The sequence below is a fragment of the Chryseobacterium endalhagicum genome, from assembly GCF_016745235.1.
GTDB lineage: Bacteria > Bacteroidota > Bacteroidia > Flavobacteriales > Weeksellaceae > Chryseobacterium > Chryseobacterium endalhagicum.
On record NZ_JAELVM010000001.1, the window covers coordinates 1053100 to 1076840 of the forward strand.

The window sequence follows — 23741 nt, forward strand, 5'->3', positions numbered from 1 at the left end:
GTTTACATACATCATATAAACTTTGTCCTCCGGGGCAAAGTTTTTTGTTTTATAAAGCCTTGAAAAATTGTATTTTTGTTCAAACTATTAGATTTTATGGAATTTTTAGACAGATACCAGCAGATTGTTGCTGAAGCCATCACTAAGTATACTTTCAAAGACAAGCCTGCGGAACTCTATGATCCGATGAACTATATCATTTCCCACGGCGGAAAGCGTCTTCGTCCTATTATGGTACTGATGGCCTGCGACCTGTTCGGAGGAGATCTTAAACAGGCTATAAAACCTGCACTGGCTATTGAATTCTTCCATAATTTCACCCTTATCCATGACGATATTATGGATGAAGCGCCTTTAAGAAGAAATAAACCTACCATCCACACCCTTCACGGGATCAATGTAGGAATTCTTTCCGGGGACGGACTGATGCTGAAAGCCTATAAGTTTTTTGAAGATCTTGAACCTGAAATTTTCAAAGCATGCATCAGGATATTTACCCATACCGGACTTCTTTTGTGTGAAGGCCAGCAATATGATATTAATTTTGAAACCCAGGAGAATGTAACCTACGATGATTACATTCGAATGATTACTTATAAAACGGGAGTGCTGAGTGCTTCTTCTTTTGAAATAGGAGCGCTTATTGCAAGGGCCAACTTCAAAGATGCCAAAGCGATTTTCAATTTCGGAAAACACATAGGTATTGCTTTCCAGATTATGGATGATTATCTGGATGTATTCGGAGATCAGGCCCAGTTTGGGAAAAAACACGCCGGAGATATTTATGAAAACAAAAAGACCATCCTTTACCTTCTGGCCAGAGAACATGCTACGGAAGAGGAGAGAAAAGAGCTGGATCACTGGTATGGCAAGAAAACCGATAATATCGATAAAGTATACGGCGTTGAAAAAATCTTCAGAAGAACCAAAGTAGACGAAAAAGCATTGCGTCTTATTCAGAAGCACAACGAAATCGGACAGAGCTACTTGGAGAAAATCAATATTCCTGAAGACAAGAAAAAACCATTTGCCGAGCTGGCCAATTACCTGTTGAGAAGAGAGAGCTAATGCGAGAATGTACTGATGTGTTGATTTGCAGATTGACGATCACCGTATCAACACATCAACACATCATCATATCAATTTATGAAATTCAGAACTGAAGTAGACATTCCAAAGTCGGAGAAAAAGATCCATGTTGAAGATAAAATATTTTCAATAGGATCGTGCTTTGCTTCGGAAATGACGGATCTTCTGGGTCAGGGACAGCTTCAGACGGTGAATAATCCGTTTGGAACTATTTTTAATCCTTTCTCCATCAGCAATGCGGTCAAAAGGCTTCACGATTCCGAATTTTATACGGAAGATGAGCTGATTACTTTCAATGACGAATTCATCTCTCTGGATCATCACAGCAGCTTTGACAGAAGATATATTCACCAGACCCTGAATGTGATCAATGCCGGAATAGAAGTTGGAAACAGGTTTCTTCAGGATGCAGGCTGGGTGATTATCACATACGGAACTTCATTTATTTATGAATTTACCCCAAAGAAAAAGCTGGCGGCGAATTGTCATAAGATCCCGCAAAAGTTTTTTGAAAAACGGCTGCTTTCCCATCAGGAGCTTACCGATTCTATCTATAATACGGTTTTAAACCTGAAAGATATCTGCAGGGACGACGTACAGATCCTGTTTACCGTTTCTCCGGTCCGCCACACAAAAGACGGAATGATAGAAAATCAGCTGAGTAAATCCAAACTGATTACCGCGGTTCATGAAGCTTTAGAACAGCTGGAAAACTGCCACTATCTTCCTGTGTATGAAATTCTGATGGATGATCTCCGGGATTACCGTTTTTATAAAGAAGATATGATTCATCCTACTTCCCAGGCTGTAAATTACATTTTTGATAAGTTCGGGGAATCTTATTTTTCAGATGAGACCAAAAGTTTTATCAAAGAGAATTTTAAGATCAGCAAAGCACTCGAACATACAACGGATGACGAAAAAGATCCGAAGTACATTGAATTCAGAGAAAAACTGACCGAAAGAATCGAAGCTCAGCGGGAAAAAGTAAGGCATAAAATATTTTTGGATGATTGATTTTACAAACATTGAGTATCTGAAAGCCGGAAATAAAAAGCAGAAAAGGGCTTATGAAGTTCTCAGAAAATATAAAGTCTTTGAGAAATTAAAACCTTATGCTCCGGTACTGGCAGGGACCATTCCCATTGGAATTGATATTGAAAGCAGTGATCTGGATATTATTTGTGAAGTAGATCTTAGGTTTGAAGAAGACTTTTTAGATGATATTGCCTTGGGCAGATTAATTCCGGGTGATACTGATGTAAAGGTTGAAAATATAATAGTACACGGAGAAAAAAGCATTGTTCTGAACTTTATGCTCGATGAATTTCCCATAGAGATTTTCGGACAGAATAAACCGTCCACAGAGCAGAATGCTTACCGCCATATGCTGGCAGAATACAGGATATTACAGGAAAAAGGAGAAGATTTTAAACATAAAATAATAGAACTTAAAAATCAGGGAATCAAAACAGAACCTGCTTTTGGTCTGCTGATGGGATTGGAAAATCCTTATGAAGATCTGTTAAAATTTTAAGAAAATGATTGATACACATACGCATTTATATGCAGAAGAATTTGATGAAGACAGAAAAGAAACCATTCAAAGGTCTTTAGATAAAGGCATTAATAAGTTTTACCTTCCCGCTATTGATTCGGAATCCCATGAAAAAATGCTTCAGCTGGAAACGTATTATCCGGGGCAGATTATTTCAATGATGGGACTTCATCCATGTTATGTAAAACCGGAATCTTGGGAAAACGAACTGGAAATCGTTAAAAATTACCTTGATCAGAGAACATTTCCCGCGATAGGAGAGATTGGGATCGATTTATACTGGGACAAAACTACGCTGGACATTCAGGTGAAGGCTTTTGAGCAGCAGATCGACTGGGCAATAGAAAAAGATCTTCCTATTGTCATTCATACAAGAGAAAGCTTTGATGAGACTTTTGAAGTGCTGGAAAGAAAAAAGCATCCTAAACTTAGAGGTATTTTCCATTGTTTTTCAGGAGATCTGGAACAGGCAAAACATGCAATAGATCTGAATTTTATCCTGGGAATCGGAGGTGTTGTCACCTTTAAAAACGGAAAGATCGATCAGTTTTTGAATGAAATTCCTCTGGATAAAATCGTTTTGGAAACAGATTCTCCTTATCTCGCTCCGGTTCCGCACAGAGGAAAAAGAAACGAAAGCTCATATCTTGATCTGGTGGCCGGAAAGCTGGTGGATATCTATGGTAAAGATTTTTCGGAAATCGACAGGATCACTACGGAAAATGCAGTAACAATATTTGGAAACTAAACATTTCAGATGAATAAAGTTTTAACCATTACAAAAAATAGCAATGTAAGCAGTTTAATGATGTTTACGATCTATTTTGTGGTTAATTTTTTGTTCCTGACAAAATATGGTCTCAGGCAGTCGTTTGTGCCACTCAGCATTTTGGTTGTTGTATTTGCGGCTGTACATCTTTTAATTTTTCTTCTGAGAAAGAACCCATTGCTGACGGAAAAGGTGAATGTAAAATGGGTCTATCTGCTTACAGGCATTTTTACCATTGTCTATATTGCATTCTGCTACATCCTGAAAGATCCTTATCATGTGAATATAGACCGGTGGCAGACGATTAACTTTTCACTGGAGTTCTGGACCCACGGAAAGTATATCTATGATACAAAGAATTTCATGGGGAATTTATCCTCCTATCTTCCGGGACAGTTGCTGCTGGCTCTTCCTTTCTATCTTTTAGGCAATGTAGGTTATCTTCAGGTGGCTGCTTTTTTGCTGTTTTCCTATACTATTCTGAGAGAATTTAAAAGTAATTTCATCAGATTCACGGCGATAATGATGCTGGGTATATCGTTATCCTATATGTATGAAGCGGTCTGCAAAAGTGATTTTATCTCCTCTTTCATTTTCTGTGCAGCATTCATTCTTTTCTGGCACAGTAAATTTAAAAGTGATTATTTTCAAAAACCGGTTTTGCTGGGCATGTGCCTTGGGATTTTATGCCTTACCCGCAGCGTGGCCGTTATTCCGCTGATTATTTTTTTATTGAAACCATTCTTAGCTGCTGGTAATAATCATAAAATTAAAACAGCAGGAGCATTTGTGGTTACAGTAGCTGTATTATTTTTATCCGTATTTCTACCGGCTGAAAATCTCGATTATATTATTCATTATAACCCTCTGATCCTTCAGGGGCAAAGCAATAAATGGGTCATGGTTTTTTTTCTTTTACTAAGTGTATTTTTATCATTCTATGTTAAAAGCATTCATGATGTATTTTATTTTTCAGCGTATATAGTATTCTTTTCAATGTGTTATTTTGCAATGGAAGAGTATTTGACATTTGGATATGGATTTCAACACAGTCTGTTTGCTACTACGTATCTGGCTGCGTGCCTGCCCTTCAGCATTATTGGTTACTGCTTTTCTATTGATACATGGACAGATAAGCTGACCGACAATAATCATAACGCTTAAACTTTTAATAACTGAAAAGTTTTATCAGCTCATCATCCTTTCAATACTTATTTTCTGCAGGTTAGTTCTTTTCTGGTTTAAGGTATCCCGAAAGTCTTTTGATAATCTTTATCAAGCATATTTGCTTTTCTGTCTTTCCTCAAACTTAAAATTTTTCTTGCCCAAAATTCTTCTTAAAATGATGAATTTAATATCATGAACAGTTAATAAAAAGATCTGTTTTTGGTGTTAAATTCACATCATTGAGAAATTTTATTGTTAGCTTTTTAATTGCTAATGATTTGATTTTCATTTGTTTGTAAAATAATTATTGTTAATGGTAATGGAGTGGCAATTGAAGATTCGTTTTAAATAATATCTTTGGAAAGATCGAAAATAAAGCTTTATCCAGATCCTGTATTTCATGTGAGAAATACGGTCTGTACATTCTTAATACCAAACAACTTATGAAAAAAAAGATTATTCTATTAGGCGCCGTTCTGGCCGCCGGGGTATCCGTGATGAAAGCCCAAACCCGTGAAGAACTGGCACAAATTGTAAAAGGAACCAATGTTTCCGAGCTTCAGAAAATTGCAAAAGAGAGTGAAGAGCAATTCATCAAGGAAAAGAAGGAAGCTCTGAATTTTGCGGAGAAAAATAATATTCCAGTGATTATCCATGGCAAAGACGGATCTATGTCCGAACTAATGAAATTAATAGATGGAAAGCCTGTTTATTATACCAACAACAACGTAGCAGCCGCGAAGTCTACAAGAGCCAATCATCTGCATCAGGGAGGGAGCTTAGGCCTTAGTCTTTCCGGTGCAAATATGCAGGCAAATGTCTGGGATGGTGGGGCTGTCCGTACTACACACCAGGAGTTTGGGACCCGCGTGACAATTGGTGATGGTATTACAGCATTAGATGCCCATGCTACCCACGTTGCAGGAACAATAGCAGCAGCAGGAATAGATGCCAATGCCAAAGGAATGGCTCCTAAGGTTAAAATCAAATCATATGACTGGAATAATGATGACTCTGAAATGTCTGCAGCTGCTTCAGGGGGGCTTCTTATTTCGAATCATTCTTATGGATATAGACCTGATTTAATATACCAAAATGGTTTAGGATGGGTATTTGGAGCTTATGTTGACAAATCCGCTAAATGGGATGAAATTCTTTTTAATGCTCCTTACTATGTCGTATGTAAAGCAGCAGGAAATAGCGGAGGAAGTGGTTACAATACAAGCCCTTTAGGAGGAAACTCTTATGTTTTTGACAATCTTAGTGACAACTCTACCTCAAAAAATGTAATTGTAGTAGCTAATGCAAATGATGCAACCATTGCATCCAATGGAAATTTAACATCTGTAACTATCAATTCATCGAGCAGCCAGGGACCTACTGATGACCTCCGTATCAAACCGGATATTGCAGGGAATGGAGAATTGGTTTATTCAACGTTATCTGGTTCCGATTCTGATTATACTACTTATACCGGGACCTCTATGGCTTCTCCCAATGTAACAGGAACCCTGGTTTTGGTGAATGAACATTTCAAAAATGTAACCGGAAATTATATGCTGGGAGCGGCTTTAAAAGGTCTTGCCCTCCATACTGCGGATGATGCAGGATCTACAGGTCCTGATGCCAGTTTTGGATGGGGGCTTCTGAATGCGAAAAAAATGGCTGAAACTATTAACAACCGTAATACAACAGCTCTTATTGCTGACAAAAGTTTAGCGAATGGTGCTTCTGAAACAGTTAATATAACTTCTGACGGTGTTACTCCGATAACAGCATCCATTTCATGGTATGACCGTCCCGGGGCTGTGCAAACATCTTCTTTAGATCTTAACAGTACAAAAAAGAGACTGGTTAATGATCTTGACCTTCGTATTGTGAGCAGTTCCAATAGCAGCATAAAGTATCCATGGACTCTTACATCACGCTCTGCCAATGCCAAGCAGGATAATAGCAGGGATAATTTTGAACGTGTAGATGCCGGAATACTTCCTGCAGGACAATATCAGGTTACCATTAAGCATAAAGGAACATTAACAGGCGGTTCACAGAACTACACACTGATTGTTACAGGAAAGAAATCCGATACGGCAGCTAAGGCAGCTTCTCAGACTAAAGCATTATCAGAAGTCAGTACAGGAAACCTGATTTCCGTGTATCCAAACCCTGCTAAAAACGAGATCAATGTACGTCTTGAAACCAAAGGTGAAAAATCATTGACGCTGAGTGTTTTTGATGCTTCCGGAAAGCAGGTGATCAGCCAGAATGCTGCAGACGGTGTTAATAAAATTGATATTTCACGTATTCCTGCCGGAACCTATATTTTAACGGTAGATGGCGGAAAAGAAAAGCTTACTGAAAAATTCATCAAGCAATAATATCATATCATTCTAAATTCTTACGGAAAGAGGCTGTCTGAAAATCAGGCAGCCTCTTTATTTTTCAAATTTTTACCCTTATTTTTTTCGGGTAAAATTCTTATTCTTAGGTTTCTTGAATCCTGTACCTGAAGAGCTTCCAGCGGATTTATTGCTGTTATTCTGCGGTTTTGGAGATCTCGGAGGTCTTCTGTCGCCACCGGCTGCCATAGGCTTGTTATTGGAATCTCTTTTCTGGGCCACAAGATTATCAGTATGGAACGGGTGATCTTTTACCACAGGAATTTTCTTCCCGATCAGTTTCTCCGTATTTCTTAAATTTAAAAGATCAAGGCTGTCTACAAAAGAAATTGAAGATCCTTCAGCTCCGGCTCTTCCCGTTCTTCCGATTCTGTGAACATATGTTTCAGAAACGTCGGAAAGTTCGAAATTGATCACATATTTCAGTTCATCGATGTCAATACCTCTTGCAGCGATGTCTGTAGCGACCAGAATCCTTGTTTTTCCGGACTTAAAATTATTCAGGGCATTCTGTCTCGCGTTCTGAGACTTATTCCCGTGAATGGCTTCTGCTGAGATATTGTCTTTCTGCAGTTTTCTGGCAATTTTGTCCGCACCGTGTTTCGTTCTGGAAAATACCAGGACAGAATCAGCGATCTCGTTCTCCAGAATATGAGAAAGAAGGTTCAGCTTATTATCTTTATCTACAAAGTAAACTGCCTGCTTGATGGTTTCTGCAGTGGAAGAAACCGGAGTCACTTCTACTTTTACAGGATTATTCAGGATAGAATCTGCCAGTTTCTGGATCTCAGAAGGCATGGTTGCAGAAAAGAATAACGTCTGTCTTCTCTGTGGAAGAAGTTTGATCACTCTCTTTACGTCATGCACGAATCCCATGTCCAGCATTCTGTCAGCTTCATCAAGTACAAAGATCTCAATGTTTTTTAAGCTGATGATTCCCTGAGCGATAAAATCCAGAAGTCTTCCGGGGGTTGCTACCAGGATATCGATCCCTTTTCTAAGGGCAGCTTCCTGATTTCCCTGCTTTACACCTCCGAAAATAACGAGCTGTTTTAACGGAAGATATTTTCCGTATGCATTGATGTTTTCCTCAATCTGAATAGCCAGCTCTCTTGTCGGCGTTAAGATTAAGGCTTTTATATGATTATTCCTGGTCTTATTATTTGATAAATTCTGAAGAATAGGAATCGCAAATGCTGCCGTCTTTCCTGTTCCTGTCTGTGCGCATCCTAAAAAGTCTCTGCCTTTTAAGATTTCAGGAATAGATTTTTCCTGAATGGGTGTTGGATTGGTATATCCCTGTTCCTGGATTGCTTTTGCAATAGGTTCTATTAAGTTTAGGTCTGTAAAATTCAAATGAACGTTTTTTTTAATTTAAAATAAAATTCCCTCAATGTGAAGGAATTATAGGTTGCAAAGGTAGTCAAATATTTTTAAGCGGATCAGTTTACTTTTGTCCACTGCTGGTTATGTCTCAGATCCTCAAAAAACTGATAGGCTTTGCTTAATTTTTCACTGCCTTTTTTGCCGTAGTCTTCCACATTTTTTGAAGTTCCGTCCGTGAAACCAATTCTCAGATAAGAACTTGGAAGGTCACTGATGTTTTTTGAACCATAATTATTTTCCAGATTTTTAACATCAAGATCATTCAGAAGAACGATGAGTTTTTGATAGTCTGCTTCCTTGATTACTGCTTTAAAAGTCCCTTCACGAGGCTTTGAAAACTCCCCTTTGGAAAAATCTTTGGAGAAGTTGAAATGCTCTGCTTCCAGAATGGCTGTTCTGTCGGGAGCAATCGTTAGCTTAAAAATAGGGCAGGATCCAAAGCATGCTCCGGCTTCATACTCAATAGTTGTATATTTAGAATCGGCTTTCTGTGTGGTGCACGACAATAAAAATATAAATGCACAAAGGCTTAGTATATATTTCATAATGGATGGTTTCCCGGGGTTCTTTCAATAATTATTCCAAATGAAGGTTTCTTCAGTACGGAAATTATTCCAGGGATGAAACACAGCAGCCTTTACTGAATGATAATCTTAAAAATACAGATTCGCTATCCTTTGATTCATAATATTTTGTACGCTTTTTAGACGCATTGTAATACGAATAGCTTTTTATTTCCCCTTTGTCAAAAAGTATTTTATTTTTGAAGAATAAAGGTTCCATATCATAAAGGATATTGTTATTGAAGTCATTGTTATTATCAGCAATATCCAGTTCAATAACGCCTAAATTCGTTTTTCTTTTTGGGTTGACAAGATGGTATTTATAATGAACCATATTGTTTTCAGTACGCTTTTCAACAAGCTCTAAAACCTGATCCGTTTTTGCTTTTTTTCTTTTCTTAATCTCGGAAATTTCAGTCTCAAGTGGAATATCACCTTTGAAATAATCAAAGTTTCCAGGCTGGATCTCCTTATTCTCATCCTTGATCAAAACGGGCAGAACCGGATTGGTATTTCTTTTTAAATTGTAAATAACCCCATTTCGGCTGTTATTAAAAGAAAGAACAGATAAGTCCGCATCATTTACATAATACTGAATATCCTCACTGGTTTCGTTATCTGAACGCTGATCTCCTGTTTTATCGGAAATGAATGTATACTTCAGCCTTTTATTGAATTCAAACTTGAAAAATGCCTTATTATTTAAAGGTGCAGATTCATCCGGTCTCGGTGTTTCCACGAATGAATCACTGTCCTGAGCATAAGCAGAGGCAGGCAGCAGTAACGAAACAAAAATAACAGCGGGTGCTGCTATTTTGTATAATGAGTGTATCATTTTCTATCCGTGAAGTTTTTTCCAGACGGCGTCTTTCAGTTCTACAAGGCCTTCTCCCGTAACACCGGAGAAGAATAATGGTTTTCTGTTTTCCGGAAATTCAGCGGAGATTTCTTTTTTCAGCTCATCATCCAGAAGGTCGGATTTGGAAATCGAAATGATGAAATCTTTATCCAGAAGTTCAGGATTGTATTCCGTTAATTCATTTTCCAGAATTTTAAACTCCTGGAAATGGCTTTCAGAGTCGGCCGGAATTAAGAATAATAAGATGGAATTTCTTTCAATATGTCTTAAGAATCTGTGTCCTAAACCTTTTCCTTCCGCTGCACCTTCAATGATCCCCGGAATATCAGCCATTACAAATGATTTGTAATTTCTGTAATCCACAATACCCAGATTGGGTGTCAGGGTGGTAAATGCGTAATTGGCGATCTTAGGTTTGGCAGCTGATACAGACGCAAGAAGTGTAGATTTTCCGGCATTTGGAAAACCAACTAAACCTACATCGGCCAAAATTTTAAGCTCGAAAACTACAAAACCTTCCTCACCATCCATTCCCGGCTGTGCATATCTTGGCGTCTGATTGGTAGAGGATTTGAAATGCTCATTTCCTTTTCCTCCCTTTCCTCCCTGCATCAGGGTGATTTCCTGCTTGTCTTCAAGGATTTCGCCGATAATTTCTCCTTCTTCATTTTTAGCGATCGTCCCGATAGGAACATCAATATAAATATCAGAACCGTCAGCACCGGTCAGCTGGTTTTTCGCTCCGTTTTCACCACGGTCCGCTTTGATGTGACGGGTGTATCGAAGTGGAAGTAAAGTCCATTCCTGAGCATTTCCTCTCATGATGACGTGTCCGCCACGACCTCCGTCGCCTCCATCCGGACCGCCTTTAGGAATATATTTTTCACGGCGGAGATGGGCAGAACCTGCGCCTCCGTGTCCGCTTTTACAATGGATCTTTACGTAATCTACAAAGTTAGACATATAGTTTGTGTTGCGGGTTGCGGGTTACGGAACTCCATTTGGAATCCCGCACCACGTATCCCGATTATTTTATTTTTTCTACTTCAGCGAAAAGCTTTTGGGAAATTTCGTCAATTTCTCCAATTCCGTTTACTTCAACATATTTTCCCTGTTGCTTGTAAAGTTCAGCTACTTCTGCTGTTTTAGTATAATATTCTTTAATTCTGTTTTCAATGATCTCTACATTGCTGTCATCAGATCTTCCGCTGGTTTCTCCTCTTTTCAGAAGTCTTTCCACTAACGTTTTATCTTCCACTACCAAAGAAAGGCAGATGTCGATATCGTCATTCAGTTGCTCTTTTACGATCTTTTCCAAAGCTTCCGTCTGTGCGGTAGTTCTCGGGTAGCCGTCGAAGATAAATCCGTTGGTATCCGTTGGCTTTTTCAGCTCGTCGATCAGCATATCCGTTGTTACCTGATCCGGAACCAATTCTCCTTTATCAATGTAAGACTTAGCCAGTTTTCCAAGTTCGGTATCATTTTTCATGTTGTATCTGAAAAGGTCACCTGTTGAAATCTGCTTTAAATTGAATTTTTCGATCAGGTTTTGAGCTTGCGTACCTTTTCCACTTCCCGGAGGGCCGAACAGAACAATGTTTATCATAATGTTAAAGGGCTTTTGGCGGTGGGCAGCCAGCTTCTGGATTTTACCAGCGGTCTAGCCTGCTTTTAGCCTTTAGCGTTTTTAAGTTATTATTAAATGAATTTCTTTATTTTACTTTTTTTAGGCTAAAAGCTATCAGCTAATAGCCAACAGCGTTTAATGGTTGATTTGTCCTTCTTCCAGTTGATACAGATTCGAAAGGTTTCTTCCTAACTCATCATAATCAAGTCCGTAGCCCAGTACAAATTTGTTCGGAATTTCCTTTCCGATATAATCCAGCTTAAAATCCTTTTTGTAAACATCCGGTTTCAATAAGAAAGAAGCCAGTTTTACAGATTTCGGACGCTGTGTTTCCTTGAAATATTTAAATAAGCTTTCAACCGTATTTCCTGTATCTACAATGTCTTCCACAAGGATGATGTGACGGTCTCTCACGTCTTTGGTCAGTTCCATTTTCTGGTAAACAATTCCTGTAGATTCTGTTCCTACATAAGAACTCATTTGGATGAAAGCAATTTCGCATTCGCCAGGATAATATTTTAAAAGATCTGAGAAGAACATGATGACACCGTTCAGCACCCCGATGAAAACCGGAACCTCGTCTTTATAGTCTTCATAAATCTTTAAAGCTGTTTCTTTTACAATTTCCTGAATTTCGTCTTCCTTCAAGTAAGGAACGAAAGTTTTGTCGTGGACTTTAATGCTTTCCATAAAAAATTTTAGTAGTCGGCAAAGTTACGTTTTTTTGATTAAAATCTTTTCAACTTTTATTACGGATTTAATAAACACTTTGTTTAAAAGGGCGTATCGAAATAATTCAGATCTGAAATCTTCTGCTGCATGAAAGAATTGCAACAAATATTAGATACATCATCCTTTTTAAAGAGGTTGATTTTAATTAAAAAAATTCACTAATCATTAAAAAGTTTGAATTTTATCATAAGTTATCCTGAATTTTCACCTGTGAATTTGATTTTTTTTGCCTGAAAAAAATGCATAATTAATAATTTACTATCTTTGTCCTTCCAAAACCCGATTATATCATCATGTAGGATTCAATTTCTTTTCGATTGTATTAAACAGTAACTGTGTGTTACTGGTATTTAATTATTACTTAAAAAAGAAATTATGATTGTATTACAAAATATATCCTACGGGTTTCCGGGAGGGAATCTCCTTTTCAATTCTATTCACTTCACCTTACAGCCCCACACGAAATCTGCATTAGCCGGAAGCAACGGTGTCGGAAAATCTACGCTCCTGAAAATTATGGGCAGGGAAATTCAGCCGTTGGAAGGAAATGTTACCATAAAAGGTGATGTATACTATGTTCCACAAATGTTTGGGAATTTTGATGATCTCACCATAGCGGAATGTCTTAAGATCGATCAAAAACTGAAGGCGCTTGAAAAAATCACCAGCGGTGAAGTGGATGAAGCCTATTTTGAAACTTTAAACGACGACTGGGATCTTGAAGAAAGATGCCGGAATGCATTGAATTACTGGAAACTGGAAGACCTTGAACTCAACCAGAAACTTGAAAGCCTGAGTGGAGGTCAAAAAACAAAAGTTTTCCTCGCTGGTATTCAAATCAGTCAGCCCGACATTATTATTCTGGACGAACCTACGAATCATCTGGATCTGGAAGGAAGAAAACTTCTGTACAGCCTGATCGAAAAAACAGATGCCCAAGTGGTGATGGTAAGCCATGACCGTGCTTTGCTGAATTTCGCCGATACTATTTTTGAATTAAGCAATCAGGGAATAGCTGCATACGGTGGAAATTATGATTTTTATGCTGAACAGAAAGAAGTAGAAGAGGAAGCACTTCAGAACGATATTCATGCTAAAGAACGCGCCCTGAAAAAAGCAAAGGAAAAAGAACGGGAAACCATGGAGCGGAAACAGAAACTGGATGCGAGAGGAAAACAAAAGCAGGAAAAATCCGGTGTAGCAAGAATTATGATGAATACGATGAGGAATAATGCTGAGAAAAACAGCTCCAAACTGAAAGGAATTCATGCCGAAAAAATAAGTGGCATTTCCGGTGATCTCCGTGACCTCCGTTCTTCACTGAAAAATGCTGACCAGATGAAAGTGAATTTCAACGATTCCAATCTGCATACCGGGAAAATCCTGATCAATGTGGAAAATGTCAATTTCAGATATGGCAGCAACAATTTGTGGAAGGAGAATATAAGTGCTCAAATTCTGAGCGATGACAGAATTTCCATCAAAGGTTCAAACGGTTCCGGAAAAACAACTTTGATCAAACTGCTGATGGGCAGCCTGAATCCGTCCGAAGGAACAATATCGAGGTCTGAATTTAATACAATTTATGTAGACCAGGAATATTCTCTGATTGGGCAGGAAATAAATGTTTATGAGTTTGTTCAGCAGTTTAACGATAATGCCATGCAGGAATCTGAAGTGAAGACTTTGCTGTCCAGATTTCTGTTCGGCAAGGAAACCTGGGATAAAAAATGCGGATTTCTGAGTGGCGGGGAACGTTTGAGACTGCTGCTTTGCGGACTTTCGATCAGCAGTAAGGCTCCTGACATGATTATTCTGGATGAACCGACGAATAATCTGGATCTTCAAAACGTAGAAATTCTCACAAATTCTATTAAAGATTATCACGGGACATTGCTGGTGATTTCACATGATGAAATTTTCCTTGGAGAGATTGGTGTGGATAGGGAAATTGTATTGAGTGGAATGAAATAATCCTTTGCTTTTTTACTTCCACAGATTTCGATGATGTTTATAGTTTGTGCTAAACCTTATAGGTTTTTAAAACCTATAAGGTTTGAAAATAGTCATATTTTTTGTTGGTTTATCGCAAAGACGCAAGATTTAAAACATAAAAACTGTTTTTAGGGCGCAAGAAAATCGAAGATTTTCAGCAAGGGGAATGGTTGAGATTGCTTCGTCACTGTGCTCTTCGCAATGACAGCGGTACTCAATTTTATCGCAGATAAAATCCTTGCGTCCTAATCACTTAATAAAAATAAAAAACTTCGCGTCTTTGCGGATTCCAACAAACTATGTGTAAAATTTGAATTCCACAGAACCTTATATTATATGTATTTTATGATCCAATTACTGATATCATTGAAAACCTCTTCCCTGATTTCCTCGTTAAGGATCTCATGACGCATTTCAGGATAAATTTTTGTATCAATATTTTTAAATCCATCCTGTTTTAAATTGTCGGCAGTTTTCATAACGCCTTTTCCAAAATCTCCTATCGGATCATTCTGACCACTGATAAACAGGAGAGGGAAAGACTTTGAAATGGAATCTGCCCAATGTCTTGCCGTAGCTTTTTTGTAAATGCTGAACAATGCATAGAAAGCATTATTACTGAAAGGAATTCCGCAGAGCTCATCTTTCGTAAAAGCTTTTCTGTTGGCTGGATTTATACTGAGCCAGCTTGTATCATCAAAATCCTTGTCTTGCTTAAAATGTTTGTTGTTGACCTTATTAAAAAGCGTGTTCAGATAGGTAGGATGCTTGGGGGCTATTTTATTGGCCAAAGAAAGATAGCCTTTTATGAGACTGATTCCAGCCAAAGGACCTCCGGTTCCAACGATAACAGCTCCGGTAAATTGACTGCTGGCTCTCTGAAGAAGGCATCGTGTAACAAATGATCCCATGGAATGACCAAGAACAAAATGAGGAATATCCGGATATTGCTGGTGAAGATAATCAGCCATGGTTTCAGCATCCGAGATCAGTTTTTCATCAGGTTGATCCAATTGGAAAAAGCCGATGTCTTTTTTATCTTTCACAGATTTTCCATGTCCCAGATGGTCGTAGGTGAGTACAGCAAATCCGCGGTCCGCAAAATATCCTGCGATTTCTGCATATCTTCCGCTGTGTTCCTGCATGCCGTGGATGATGAGTAAAGTCGCTTTTACTGGAGCTTCACTGGGTATGAATAGAGTGTGAAAGAGTTTTGTTTGATCAGTGGAAGTTTGAAAGAAGTAGGATGGTTTTTGTGAAATCATAATTAGAGGTCTTAATTATTACAAAAGACAACCAAAAATATATAAATAATTAAATGTGATATAATTAAGTTTTAAGGTGCAAATAAAAAACTATCAAAGATTAGAACAGAACTTTTCCGATAATTAAAGAATTAAAATATTCTTTTTAAGTTCAACTAAAAAATCTTTATATTTTTTTAGTTCTGCATCATTAGGATTTAGATTTAATGCATATTGTATTCTTCCTAACAGATATGAAATATAGTATTCTCTTGTTTCTTGAGTTTTTTCTATGTGACTTTCAATTCCATATTTTATAATAAAATACATCACTTTTCTTATGTCGTTTCTTTCCTTCCTAGGAAGCTGTAATTTTTTATTAACAACTACTCCAGAAATTATTTGAGGAACATTTTGTTTCATGTAGTTTATTTTCTCATCATTCAATTCTAAATTATACTTCTTTAATTGAGCATTCACAAATTCAACTAATTCATTCTTTACAATTAAATCACCTGAAAATGCCATGTCATCAGCATATCGAGTATATTTTAGTTTTTTTTCAGAACAATAATTTGCGACATCATTGTCAAAATCAATCAAAACTAAATTAGAAAGATATGGACTCGTAGGTGCTCCTTGTGGTAAATATCTAATAGAGGTATTATTTTTTTTTTCAACATTTACGTCTGTGTATGTACATAAACAAGAAAGATATAAAGCAACATCTTTTGAATATCCGATTTTGGAGAAATAATTATGAATTAAATTGAATTTTATTGATGGGAAGAAGTCTTTTATGTCTAATGTTAATACTTCTTTTTCATTTGAATGAAATCTTAAATACTCTTTGAATTTTTTTTTAGGAATATAACTTTTACAAAATTTACTAACTTTTTGTTTATATAGAATCTCTTTTAGAATAAAATATTGAATCTCTTTTAAACTAGGTAACGGCTCTGAAATTTTTCGGCTCTTTCCATTTTTTTTTTCAATTTTGAAATGCCTGTAAAAAAATTCAGTTGATAAAATTGCTCTAGATAAATAATCGTGTTGATATCCAACTAATCCAGACAAATGATATGAATTGTAAATTATTGGTAAATTATTATTTACCAAATTTTCACTATATTTTAAGCATTTTATTATATTTTCTTCCGAATAAGCACTATTAAGGGCTTTTTCTCTAAAAATTTTTTTATAACTCTCAAAGTCTTTCATATAATTAGAATTATTTCCTTTATGTTTGGGAGGCTATGCTCCCAAACGGAAAAATGAGCTTTAATAAAGCAAATATCGTAGCAGAGCGGAGATTTTGCTTTATTACAAGCTCATTGAGCTTGAAATTATGTTCCCAAATCAGGGTATGTGACATCACATCCCCATATTTTTAAAAAAAGATTTTGCTTTGGTCAGGTAAATATACAAAATCTATATCTATTTTTTCCTCTAATTTAGATTTTGATTCTTTTACAATCCATTCATCTTTATTTTTTGATTTATATGTAATTGATAATTTTTCAAATAAATTTTCGCCTTTTTCTGTTAAAGTAATTTTTTGATCAACATAGTTAAGAATATTTTCAGTGGTTAAGTTTTTTATATTATTTACTATATCAATATAACTGATATTATTTCGGACTAACTTTGTTAGAGCCCCATTAAATTTTAAAATGTATAAAAGCTGATACAAATCAGTGTTATTAAGCTTTTTCATATCTTGGAAACGGAGGGTTCGTATCTATGTTTTTTTTATATTTATTCCAAAAAATTGGAAATGTATTATCCGGAGTTCGCAATAATGTAATTAAACTTTCTGATTCTTGGAATCCTAAAGAATATTGTTCAAATTTTAAAAAAATTCTATTTTCAATTTTTCTCATGATCTGTTTTTTGTTTTCAATGTCTTCACCTACATTATAGTCAGTTATACCTTTTAATATATTAAAATTATAATATACCTTGTATTTTTTATTAATTCTATCTAATGTATCTTTTCTAATCGCAATAGTTAGAATTCTAAGATTCTCAACAAGTAAAGTATTTATACTATTAACTTCTTTAATGCATGCATGAAGAGTTTCACCACTTCCTATAAAATCATCAACCAATATAAAAACATCGGATTTTTTAAATCTTAAATTTTTTAAATCAATAAAATTATTAATATCTTCAAATTTAAACTTTTCTCCGTTAGGAATAGTTTCTAATAGTGACTTCATTAAATAAGAAACAAATGATCCACTTTTCACTTTAAATTGATGTTTGTCTTTTATAATTGGGAATGCATAAATGTTTGTATTTCTATGATTTAAATCAGAAATTAAATTAATTAACAATGCTCTACATTTATTGTAATAATCATTTAGAGATATCCAATGAAACTCTCTTAACAATTCTAATATTAATAAGTATTCACTTTTATCCTCTATTATCTTTTCTGAAAATTTACTTAAAGAATTGAAAACATCCACATAGTTTTCTTTTTGCTTCCAGTTTTTTTGCTCAAAAATCTTATCTAATTCTAGTAAATATGTAGCAGCATCTTCTGAATCCATTTATAATTTTGTCTTATAACTTTATCAAATATATGCATTATTCAAAATTAATCAAGTATTACATTTTCCACCCCACCCAAAAATAAAATCCCCTCAGAATTTGCCCAGCCTATTTTTAAAAAGTAATTTTGCATGAATCTAAAATAATAGTAAAATATGTCAACTTACGTAGTTGTAGGTCTTCAGTATGGAGATGAAGGTAAAGGAAAAATCACGGATGTTTTATCGGCTAAATCGGATTATGTAGTTCGTTTCCAGGGTGGAGACAACGCTGGTCACACGGTTTATGTAGGTGAAGAGAAATTTGTTTTGCACCTTCTTCCTTCAGGGGTACTGCAGTGCAAAGGGAAGTGTATCATTGCGAACGGAGTAGTGGTAAACCCAAAATCTTTCATTAAGGAGGTTGGCCAGATCGAGAGCAAAGGTTTGAGAACTGACCACATTTTTATCAGCAGAAGAGCGCATGTGATCATGCCTTACCACATTCTTTTGGATACTTACCGTGAAGAAGAGCATGGCGGAACTCAGATCGGGACTACTAAAAAAGGAATCGGACCTTGTTATGAAGATAAAATAGCAAGAGTAGGAATCAGAATGATTGACCTGCTGAATCCTGAAATTCTAAGAGACAAAATCGAGAAAAACTTAAAAATTAAGAATTCTCTTTTTGAAAAATATTACGGAAAACCAACTTTAGACGTTGAAGAAATCTACAACGAATTTTTAGAGCTTGGAAAACAGCTTCAGGACAGAATTGTTGATACTGAAGTTGAATTGAACGAAGCCATCAGAGACGGTAAAAACGTTTTATTCGAAGGAGCCCAGGCATTGATGCTTGATATCGACTTCGGTACTTATCCATACGTAACTTCATCTTCTCCATCTACAGGAGGAGTTTGTTCAGGAGCAGGAGTACCTCCTACATCGCTTAAAAACCTGATTGGGGTGGCAAAAGCATACTGTACAAGAGTTGGAAACGGACCTTTCCCATCTGAACTGGATAATGAACTGGGAGAAAAAATCAGACAGATTGGTGGTGAATTCGGAGCAACTACAGGAAGACCGAGAAGAACAGGTTGGTTAGATCTTGTTTCTTTGAAGCATGCTTGTATGATCAACGGAATCAATAACCTGGTAATTACTAAATTAGACGTTCTTACAGGGATTGAAAACCTGAAAGTGGTAACTCATTACAAAACTGAAGACGGAAAAATTATCGATTATTTCACTTCTTCAACTGAAAAATTATACAACTACGAGTCTATCTATAAAGATTTACCGGGTTGGAACGAAGATATCACAAAAGCAAGAAGCTATGATGAGCTTCCTGACACTGCTCAGAAATACATCGAGTTTATTGAGGAATATCTAGGAATTAACGTATACTTAGTTTCTGTAGGTCCTGAAAGAAGTCAGAACATTATTAGAAAAGAATTATTCTAAGAATATACTTATTATATAATTTAAAGGCCGTTTCACAACTTATGAAACGGCCTTTTTTATTGCTTTATTTAAATCTTCATTTTCTGCAAAATTTGCGAGAAACATATTAATCCATCGATCTTATAAATTCAATGTTTTTTCTCCAAATTAATACCTGAAAAAAATATACACAATCATCTGTGAAAATCCGCGAAATCTGTGGTTAAAAAAATCTGCTTTATCTGCACAATCCGCGTGAAATAAAATTTTAAACCATTAAGATTCTTTAAGTTTTTAAGAGTATTAAGTTTGAGCTTCGCTTTAAGGCATCTTAATGTTTCAAAAAACTATACGCAATCATCTGTGAAAATCTGCGAAATCTGCGGTAAAAAAACTATCCTTCAGTCACAATCGCATCACGTTCTCCATCTTCCTCTTTTCCCTCCTGTATCATTTCCTCCGCTTCCGCCTTCTCCTCTGAATTGGCTTCTTCCACCTGATCTTCCTGTTCATCATTGTGATGGTCTATGAAAAACTCACAATACACCGGAAGGTGGTCCGATCCAAAATTTTCCAGCGTTTTAAGCTCCTTAATGAAAATATCTTCACTATGGAACATCAGGTCGATAGGAAATCTCAAAAGACGGTATTTGGCGTGAAATGTTGAGACAAAAGAATGTCCGATCCGGGGATCAATCAAATGGCTGGTTTTTCTGAATAAGATAGAGGATTTTGACCAGGCGACATTATTAAAATCTCCCACTACAATCACCGGTTCTTTGATGTCTTTGATACGTTTTGCAGCACTCAGAAGGTCTCCGTCCCTTTCTTTTGAGGTTTCCTCTTCAGTAGGACTTGGAGGTGGCGGGTGTACTCCAAAGAATACAAATGAAAATCCGTCTTTTGTCTTCAGATGAACCTCAATACTTGGAATATCATCTGCCACGAAATAGTGTGTCTGTGCACTTTTAATCTCTAATTTAGAATAAAAATGCATTCCATACGTGTTTTCCAGTGTTACTTTATGATGGAACGGATAGTCTTTTTCAAGGACTTTCATGGCATTTTCCCAGTCTCCATTGCTTTCCATGGTCAGAAAGACTTCGGGTTGATATTTTTCAATGAGTTGAATAAACCGGTTATATTCTTTATTAAACTGATAGACATTGGCGGAAATAAAATGCAGCTTTTCAGAAGACTGATGTTTCTGCTGATGCTTTTTCACCGGATAAAGCGGCGTGTATTTTATAAGGGTAACCCCGTGATGAACGAACAGCAGGAGTAAAAGTCCCTGTGAATACCACAGATGCTGTGGCTCAGCGATCAGCAAACCCAGAATAAAAGTAATCAGTACAGCATAAGTAATCTGGATCTTGCCAAATTCCGGAACTCTGAATATCCAGTGTGAATGCTGGATCTTTGGAAGTATGGTTAACAGGACCAAAAGCGCAATTAAAAACAAATAAATTCCCCACATAATAACAAATCAACGGATAAAAATAGTTTATTTTTCATAGAATTGAAATGATTCATTTTTAAACTTTGTTAATTTTAGCAGGTTTCAATATTTTCCTTACTTTTATTGTATTGGATTAATCAAAATTAAAATGAATAAATTAGCTGTTATTGCCGTGCTGTTCTGTACTTTCTGTTTCGGGCAGCAGAACCAGGATATAGAAAAACCGATCCGCAACCTGTTTTTAGGGATGAAGAATGCAGATCCTGAACTGATGAAATCTGCCTTTGCAGAAGGAGCTATTCTCCAGACCATCACCAAAGAAGGGACGGTAAAAAACGAAAATATTCAGGAATTCGCTGCCTCAGTTTCCAAATTTTCAAAAGATGATCTCGATGAAAAAATTATTGTAGAGGCCGTTCATACAGACGGCAGTCTGGCAAGTGTATTTACTCCGTATTCCTTTTATTTTAAAGGAAAATTTTCACATTGTGGTGCCAACAGCTTTCAATTGGTTAAACTGCAGAATGAATGGAAAATTCAGTACATCATTGATACCAGAAGAAAAGAAAACTGTAAAGAGATAAAATAGATTTAAATGATTTTTTTCAGGCTGTGTCTACGGTTTTGAAAAATGTATAAGAAATAGTAAAAGATAAAATGAAGATCCATCACATTGCCATTATTGGTTCAGACTATGAAGTATCCAAAAAATTCTATACCGACATCTTAGGACTGAATATCATCCGCGAGGTTTATCGCGAAGAAAGACAGTCTTACAAACTTGATCTCGCCATCGGAGACCATTACGTAATTGAGCTTTTTTCCTTTCCTGATCCTCCGCCAAGACCTTCCCGCCCCGAATCATGCGGTTTGAGGCATCTGGCTTTCTCTGTGGAAAACGTAGGTGTTAAAAGGGAAGAACTCATCGCAAAAGGTCTCATCTGCGAAGATATCCGCATTGATGAATTCACCGGAAAAGAATTTTTCTTTACCCAGGATCCTGATCAGCTTCCGCTGGAGTTTTATGAAATGTAAAATTAATGGGCGTACCCTGTAAAGAAACTGATCGCCATAATAACAAGGACAATCGAAGAAATGACTACATAAACGTAGTCTTTTTCTTTTAAATACCCGATTAGCGCGAAAATAATTCTCACCAAAGGCGTAAAGATCAGCAGCAAAATTCCCAGCTGGATAATAGCCATTCCTTCACCCTTGCATAAAGAGTTCCAGAAATGTCCCCAAACCTTTTCAGATGAGGTGCCTATATCAAGGCTGGTGTATTTTTTAGGCATTTTAAAGCCTTCAAGAAACAGTTTGATAAATCCTATCAATGACGTAATCACAGATAAAATAACCCCCAGTCTCAGAAGATTTCCTACCGAACGGTTCAGATCCACATCTGTAAAATTCTTTCTCATTATCTGAAGCTTTTGGTAATACCGTTATACATCATATATACAGACAGGATGGTAATCACAATGGCAAAGAATACTTTTAATTTCTTTGTTTTGGAAACCATCAGCGTTTTGGATCCTATGAAACTTCCTACCACTACACCGATCAGTACCGGAGCTACGATCACCGGAATGATCTCTCCTCTCTGGAAGTAGATCAGGGCACTGGCTACAGCGGTTACACCGATCATAAAGTTACTGGTCGTTGTAGAAACTTTAAACGGCAGCTTCATCATATTGTCCATGGCCAATACTTTAAGCGCACCGGAACCGATTCCTAAAAGTCCGGACATAGCCCCTGCAAACATCATCATTAAAAATCCCGGAACCGTATTTCTTGCAGAATAGCTTTTTAAAACGCCTTTGTCAGGAAAAGTTCCGTAGAGTTTCAGTTTTTCTTCAAGGCTTCCCTTGATCAGAGGTTCCTGGTGGTCCGGTTTTCCTTTAAGATTTAAAATAACGGTCAAAAGAAGAATACTGGCGAAAATAATCCCGATGGTATTGGGATTAAGCATTCCGGAAACCAAAGCTCCCATAATGGCTCCTGCCGTAGTTCCGATCTCCAGAAACATGCCTATTCTCATATTGGTAAAACCTTCTTTCACAAAAGCTACCGCAGCACCGGAAGATGTACCGATCACAGAAATTAATGAAGCACCAATGGCGTAATGCATCGGAACGCCGAAACCCAGCGTTAATAAAGGGATTATGATAACTCCTCCTCCCAAACCTGTAAGTGAACCTAAAAGACCGGCTGAAACTGCGCCGAGAAACAGAATGATGATTTCTGACATGCTACAAATATAAAACTATTGTGGTAGTCTGCCAAACGTTTAAAAAAGATAAATTTGACGTATTTTTGCAGGTATGAAAAGTGAACTGAAATTATTTTATATCATTCTCGGTGCAACGCCCAAGGGCAGGAATATCGAGCAGCATGACGTTTTTTTCGGGATCGCAGAAAATCTTAAAGATCTCGTTCCCGATATAAAGGATTTCTGGAAAGAAGCCGAAGGAAAAATACATTTAGACTGTCATCAGGAAGTGAAATTTGCAGACGGGTATGAAGTGAAGATCGTTGAAAAAACAGATCAGAAACCTGAAGACCAGCTTTATTTTCTTAATCTGGGCGGTTATAAAAAAGGTTTTTTTGAGGAATTTCATGAGCAGCATCTGATGGTAGGAAAATCAATGGGAGAAATCATCAAAAGAGCAAAAGCTACCGAATTTTATGCAACAATGGGGTTTGAAGGTGCCGTAAGTCATGTGGATGACAAGCATGGCGTTGACATTGATGATATTTTCAATGTGAATGATATCCTGCCGGAAAAAATGAAAGAAAAGTATACCATTATTCTGACCAAATCTGATGCAGAGAATCAGGAAAACCCAATGGGATTAGGCTACCTGAAAATTGATAAAATTCAGTAAAAACCTTCCGGTACATCAATTTAATA

24 protein-coding genes are annotated in these 23741 nt (G+C 36.7%); 11 read left to right on the forward strand and 13 right to left on the reverse strand.

The window, feature by feature from the left end; genetic code table 11:
* Positions 1 to 96 precede the first annotated feature (96 nt).
* From JET18_RS04730 to JET18_RS04755, 6 genes are all read left to right on the forward strand, one after another.
* On the forward strand, positions 97 to 1068 hold the full coding sequence (locus JET18_RS04730; protein ID WP_202089464.1) for a polyprenyl synthetase family protein: 972 nt from the start codon (positions 97 to 99) through the stop codon (positions 1066 to 1068).
* Between the two features lie 78 nt (positions 1069 to 1146).
* Entirely contained in the window at positions 1147 to 2106 is a 960-nt protein-coding gene (locus JET18_RS04735) for a GSCFA domain-containing protein (RefSeq protein WP_202089465.1), read from the forward strand.
* Positions 2099 to 2626 carry a DUF4269 domain-containing protein gene (locus tag JET18_RS04740; RefSeq protein ID WP_202089466.1) on the forward strand — a complete coding sequence of 176 codons (528 nt, stop codon included), beginning with the start codon at positions 2099 to 2101 and terminating at the stop codon, positions 2624 to 2626. The genes JET18_RS04735 and JET18_RS04740 overlap by 8 nt, the downstream gene beginning before the upstream one ends.
* A 4-nt stretch (positions 2627 to 2630) precedes the next feature.
* On the forward strand, positions 2631 to 3395 hold the full coding sequence (locus JET18_RS04745) for a TatD family hydrolase (RefSeq protein ID WP_202089467.1): 765 nt from the start codon (positions 2631 to 2633) through the stop codon (positions 3393 to 3395).
* A gap of 9 nt (positions 3396 to 3404) precedes the next feature.
* Positions 3405 to 4580 (forward strand): hypothetical protein, encoded by a 1176-nt coding sequence (locus tag JET18_RS04750; RefSeq protein ID WP_202089468.1) that lies wholly within the window; start codon positions 3405 to 3407, stop codon positions 4578 to 4580.
* Between the two features lie 446 nt (positions 4581 to 5026).
* Positions 5027 to 6961: a S8 family serine peptidase gene (locus tag JET18_RS04755; protein ID WP_202089469.1), complete on the forward strand. Its 1935-nt coding sequence runs from the start codon at positions 5027 to 5029 to the stop codon at positions 6959 to 6961.
* Between the two features lie 78 nt (positions 6962 to 7039).
* On the opposite strand, the gene JET18_RS04760 is transcribed toward JET18_RS04755, so the two are convergent.
* The 6 genes from JET18_RS04760 to JET18_RS04785 all read right to left on the reverse strand — a co-directional run bounded on the left by JET18_RS04760 (position 7040) and on the right by JET18_RS04785 (position 12107).
* The gene (locus JET18_RS04760; protein ID WP_202089470.1) at positions 7040 to 8338 is read right to left on the reverse strand and encodes a DEAD/DEAH box helicase; all 1299 of its coding nucleotides are present in this window, start codon (positions 8336 to 8338) and stop codon (positions 7040 to 7042) included.
* Positions 8339 to 8424: 86 nt separating this feature from the next.
* Positions 8425 to 8913: a DUF6438 domain-containing protein gene (locus JET18_RS04765; RefSeq protein WP_202089471.1), complete on the reverse strand. Its 489-nt coding sequence runs from the start codon at positions 8911 to 8913 to the stop codon at positions 8425 to 8427.
* A 64-nt stretch (positions 8914 to 8977) separates the two neighbouring features.
* Positions 8978 to 9766, reverse strand: a complete 789-nt coding sequence (locus JET18_RS04770) for a hypothetical protein (RefSeq protein ID WP_202089472.1) — start codon at positions 9764 to 9766, stop codon at positions 8978 to 8980.
* Between the two features lie 3 nt (positions 9767 to 9769).
* Complete coding sequence (obgE, locus tag JET18_RS04775; protein WP_202089473.1) at positions 9770 to 10753, reverse strand: GTPase ObgE; 984 nt, start codon at positions 10751 to 10753, stop codon at positions 9770 to 9772.
* A 64-nt stretch (positions 10754 to 10817) separates the two neighbouring features.
* A complete protein-coding gene (locus JET18_RS04780) occupies positions 10818 to 11396 on the reverse strand; it encodes an adenylate kinase (RefSeq protein WP_202089474.1) in 579 nt (192 codons plus the stop codon).
* 156 nt (positions 11397 to 11552) lie between these two features.
* Complete coding sequence (locus JET18_RS04785) at positions 11553 to 12107, reverse strand: phosphoribosyltransferase (RefSeq protein WP_202089475.1); 555 nt, start codon at positions 12105 to 12107, stop codon at positions 11553 to 11555.
* Positions 12108 to 12524: 417 nt separating this feature from the next.
* On the opposite strand from JET18_RS04785, the gene JET18_RS04790 reads away from it, so the two are divergent.
* On the forward strand, positions 12525 to 14123 hold the full coding sequence (locus tag JET18_RS04790; RefSeq protein WP_202089476.1) for an ABC-F family ATP-binding cassette domain-containing protein: 1599 nt from the start codon (positions 12525 to 12527) through the stop codon (positions 14121 to 14123).
* Positions 14124 to 14476: 353 nt separating this feature from the next.
* Here the strand turns inward: JET18_RS04790 and JET18_RS04795 are convergent, their stop codons facing one another.
* From JET18_RS04795 to JET18_RS04810, 4 genes are all read right to left on the reverse strand, one after another.
* On the reverse strand, positions 14477 to 15409 hold the full coding sequence (locus JET18_RS04795; RefSeq protein ID WP_202089477.1) for an alpha/beta fold hydrolase: 933 nt from the start codon (positions 15407 to 15409) through the stop codon (positions 14477 to 14479).
* Between the two features lie 123 nt (positions 15410 to 15532).
* Entirely contained in the window at positions 15533 to 16609 is a 1077-nt protein-coding gene (locus JET18_RS04800; protein ID WP_202089478.1) for a reverse transcriptase family protein, read from the reverse strand.
* Between the two features lie 169 nt (positions 16610 to 16778).
* On the reverse strand, positions 16779 to 17105 hold the full coding sequence (locus tag JET18_RS04805) for a hypothetical protein (RefSeq protein ID WP_202089479.1): 327 nt from the start codon (positions 17103 to 17105) through the stop codon (positions 16779 to 16781).
* Complete coding sequence (locus JET18_RS04810) at positions 17092 to 17946, reverse strand: phosphoribosyltransferase-like protein (protein WP_202089480.1); 855 nt, start codon at positions 17944 to 17946, stop codon at positions 17092 to 17094. The genes JET18_RS04805 and JET18_RS04810 overlap by 14 nt, the downstream gene beginning before the upstream one ends.
* A 156-nt stretch (positions 17947 to 18102) precedes the next feature.
* On the opposite strand from JET18_RS04810, the gene JET18_RS04815 reads away from it, so the two are divergent.
* On the forward strand, positions 18103 to 19389 hold the full coding sequence (locus JET18_RS04815; RefSeq protein ID WP_202089481.1) for an adenylosuccinate synthase: 1287 nt from the start codon (positions 18103 to 18105) through the stop codon (positions 19387 to 19389).
* Positions 19390 to 19762: 373 nt separating this feature from the next.
* Here the strand turns inward: JET18_RS04815 and JET18_RS04820 are convergent, their stop codons facing one another.
* The gene (locus JET18_RS04820; RefSeq protein WP_202089482.1) at positions 19763 to 20845 is read right to left on the reverse strand and encodes an endonuclease/exonuclease/phosphatase family protein; all 1083 of its coding nucleotides are present in this window, start codon (positions 20843 to 20845) and stop codon (positions 19763 to 19765) included.
* 130 nt (positions 20846 to 20975) lie between these two features.
* Between JET18_RS04820 and JET18_RS04825 the strand changes: the two genes are divergently transcribed.
* Together JET18_RS04825 and gloA2 are read left to right on the forward strand one after the other, a co-directional pair.
* Positions 20976 to 21416, forward strand: a complete 441-nt coding sequence (locus tag JET18_RS04825; protein WP_202089483.1) for a nuclear transport factor 2 family protein — start codon at positions 20976 to 20978, stop codon at positions 21414 to 21416.
* 68 nt (positions 21417 to 21484) lie between these two features.
* On the forward strand, positions 21485 to 21862 hold the full coding sequence (gene gloA2, locus JET18_RS04830; protein ID WP_202089484.1) for an SMU1112c/YaeR family gloxylase I-like metalloprotein: 378 nt from the start codon (positions 21485 to 21487) through the stop codon (positions 21860 to 21862).
* 2 nt (positions 21863 to 21864) lie between these two features.
* Here gloA2 and JET18_RS04835 read toward each other — a convergent pair whose 3' ends face one another.
* Positions 21865 to 22248: a DUF1634 domain-containing protein gene (locus JET18_RS04835; RefSeq protein ID WP_202089485.1), complete on the reverse strand. Its 384-nt coding sequence runs from the start codon at positions 22246 to 22248 to the stop codon at positions 21865 to 21867.
* Positions 22248 to 23078: a sulfite exporter TauE/SafE family protein gene (locus JET18_RS04840; RefSeq protein ID WP_202089486.1), complete on the reverse strand. Its 831-nt coding sequence runs from the start codon at positions 23076 to 23078 to the stop codon at positions 22248 to 22250. The genes JET18_RS04835 and JET18_RS04840 overlap by 1 nt, the downstream gene beginning before the upstream one ends.
* A 73-nt stretch (positions 23079 to 23151) precedes the next feature.
* Here JET18_RS04840 and JET18_RS04845 point away from each other — a divergent pair, with 73 nt between their 5' ends.
* Positions 23152 to 23715 (forward strand): DUF1543 domain-containing protein, encoded by a 564-nt coding sequence (locus tag JET18_RS04845; protein WP_228728484.1) that lies wholly within the window; start codon positions 23152 to 23154, stop codon positions 23713 to 23715.
* Positions 23716 to 23741: the final 26 nt, after the last annotated feature.

Coding starts and splice junctions, on each gene's coding strand:
- JET18_RS04730 (WP_202089464.1), top strand. CDS start 97: ATGGAATTTTTAGACAGATACCAGCAGATTGTTGCTGAAGCCATCACT.
- JET18_RS04735 (WP_202089465.1), top strand. CDS start 1,147: ATGAAATTCAGAACTGAAGTAGACATTCCAAAGTCGGAGAAAAAGATC.
- JET18_RS04740 (WP_202089466.1), top strand. CDS start 2,099: ATGATTGATTTTACAAACATTGAGTATCTGAAAGCCGGAAATAAAAAG.
- JET18_RS04745 (WP_202089467.1), top strand. CDS start 2,631: ATGATTGATACACATACGCATTTATATGCAGAAGAATTTGATGAAGAC.
- JET18_RS04750 (WP_202089468.1), top strand. CDS start 3,405: ATGAATAAAGTTTTAACCATTACAAAAAATAGCAATGTAAGCAGTTTA.
- JET18_RS04755 (WP_202089469.1), top strand. CDS start 5,027: ATGAAAAAAAAGATTATTCTATTAGGCGCCGTTCTGGCCGCCGGGGTA.
- JET18_RS04765 (WP_202089471.1), bottom strand. CDS start 8,913: ATGAAATATATACTAAGCCTTTGTGCATTTATATTTTTATTGTCGTGC.
- JET18_RS04770 (WP_202089472.1), bottom strand. CDS start 9,766: ATGATACACTCATTATACAAAATAGCAGCACCCGCTGTTATTTTTGTT.
- obgE (WP_202089473.1), bottom strand. CDS start 10,753: ATGTCTAACTTTGTAGATTACGTAAAGATCCATTGTAAAAGCGGACAC.
- JET18_RS04780 (WP_202089474.1), bottom strand. CDS start 11,396: ATGATAAACATTGTTCTGTTCGGCCCTCCGGGAAGTGGAAAAGGTACG.
- JET18_RS04785 (WP_202089475.1), bottom strand. CDS start 12,107: ATGGAAAGCATTAAAGTCCACGACAAAACTTTCGTTCCTTACTTGAAG.
- JET18_RS04790 (WP_202089476.1), top strand. CDS start 12,525: ATGATTGTATTACAAAATATATCCTACGGGTTTCCGGGAGGGAATCTC.
- JET18_RS04795 (WP_202089477.1), bottom strand. CDS start 15,409: ATGATTTCACAAAAACCATCCTACTTCTTTCAAACTTCCACTGATCAA.
- JET18_RS04800 (WP_202089478.1), bottom strand. CDS start 16,609: ATGAAAGACTTTGAGAGTTATAAAAAAATTTTTAGAGAAAAAGCCCTT.
- JET18_RS04805 (WP_202089479.1), bottom strand. CDS start 17,105: ATGAAAAAGCTTAATAACACTGATTTGTATCAGCTTTTATACATTTTA.
- JET18_RS04810 (WP_202089480.1), bottom strand. CDS start 17,946: ATGGATTCAGAAGATGCTGCTACATATTTACTAGAATTAGATAAGATT.
- JET18_RS04815 (WP_202089481.1), top strand. CDS start 18,103: ATGTCAACTTACGTAGTTGTAGGTCTTCAGTATGGAGATGAAGGTAAA.
- JET18_RS04820 (WP_202089482.1), bottom strand. CDS start 20,845: ATGTGGGGAATTTATTTGTTTTTAATTGCGCTTTTGGTCCTGTTAACC.
- JET18_RS04825 (WP_202089483.1), top strand. CDS start 20,976: ATGAATAAATTAGCTGTTATTGCCGTGCTGTTCTGTACTTTCTGTTTC.
- gloA2 (WP_202089484.1), top strand. CDS start 21,485: ATGAAGATCCATCACATTGCCATTATTGGTTCAGACTATGAAGTATCC.
- JET18_RS04835 (WP_202089485.1), bottom strand. CDS start 22,248: ATGAGAAAGAATTTTACAGATGTGGATCTGAACCGTTCGGTAGGAAAT.
- JET18_RS04840 (WP_202089486.1), bottom strand. CDS start 23,078: ATGTCAGAAATCATCATTCTGTTTCTCGGCGCAGTTTCAGCCGGTCTT.
- JET18_RS04845 (WP_228728484.1), top strand. CDS start 23,152: ATGAAAAGTGAACTGAAATTATTTTATATCATTCTCGGTGCAACGCCC.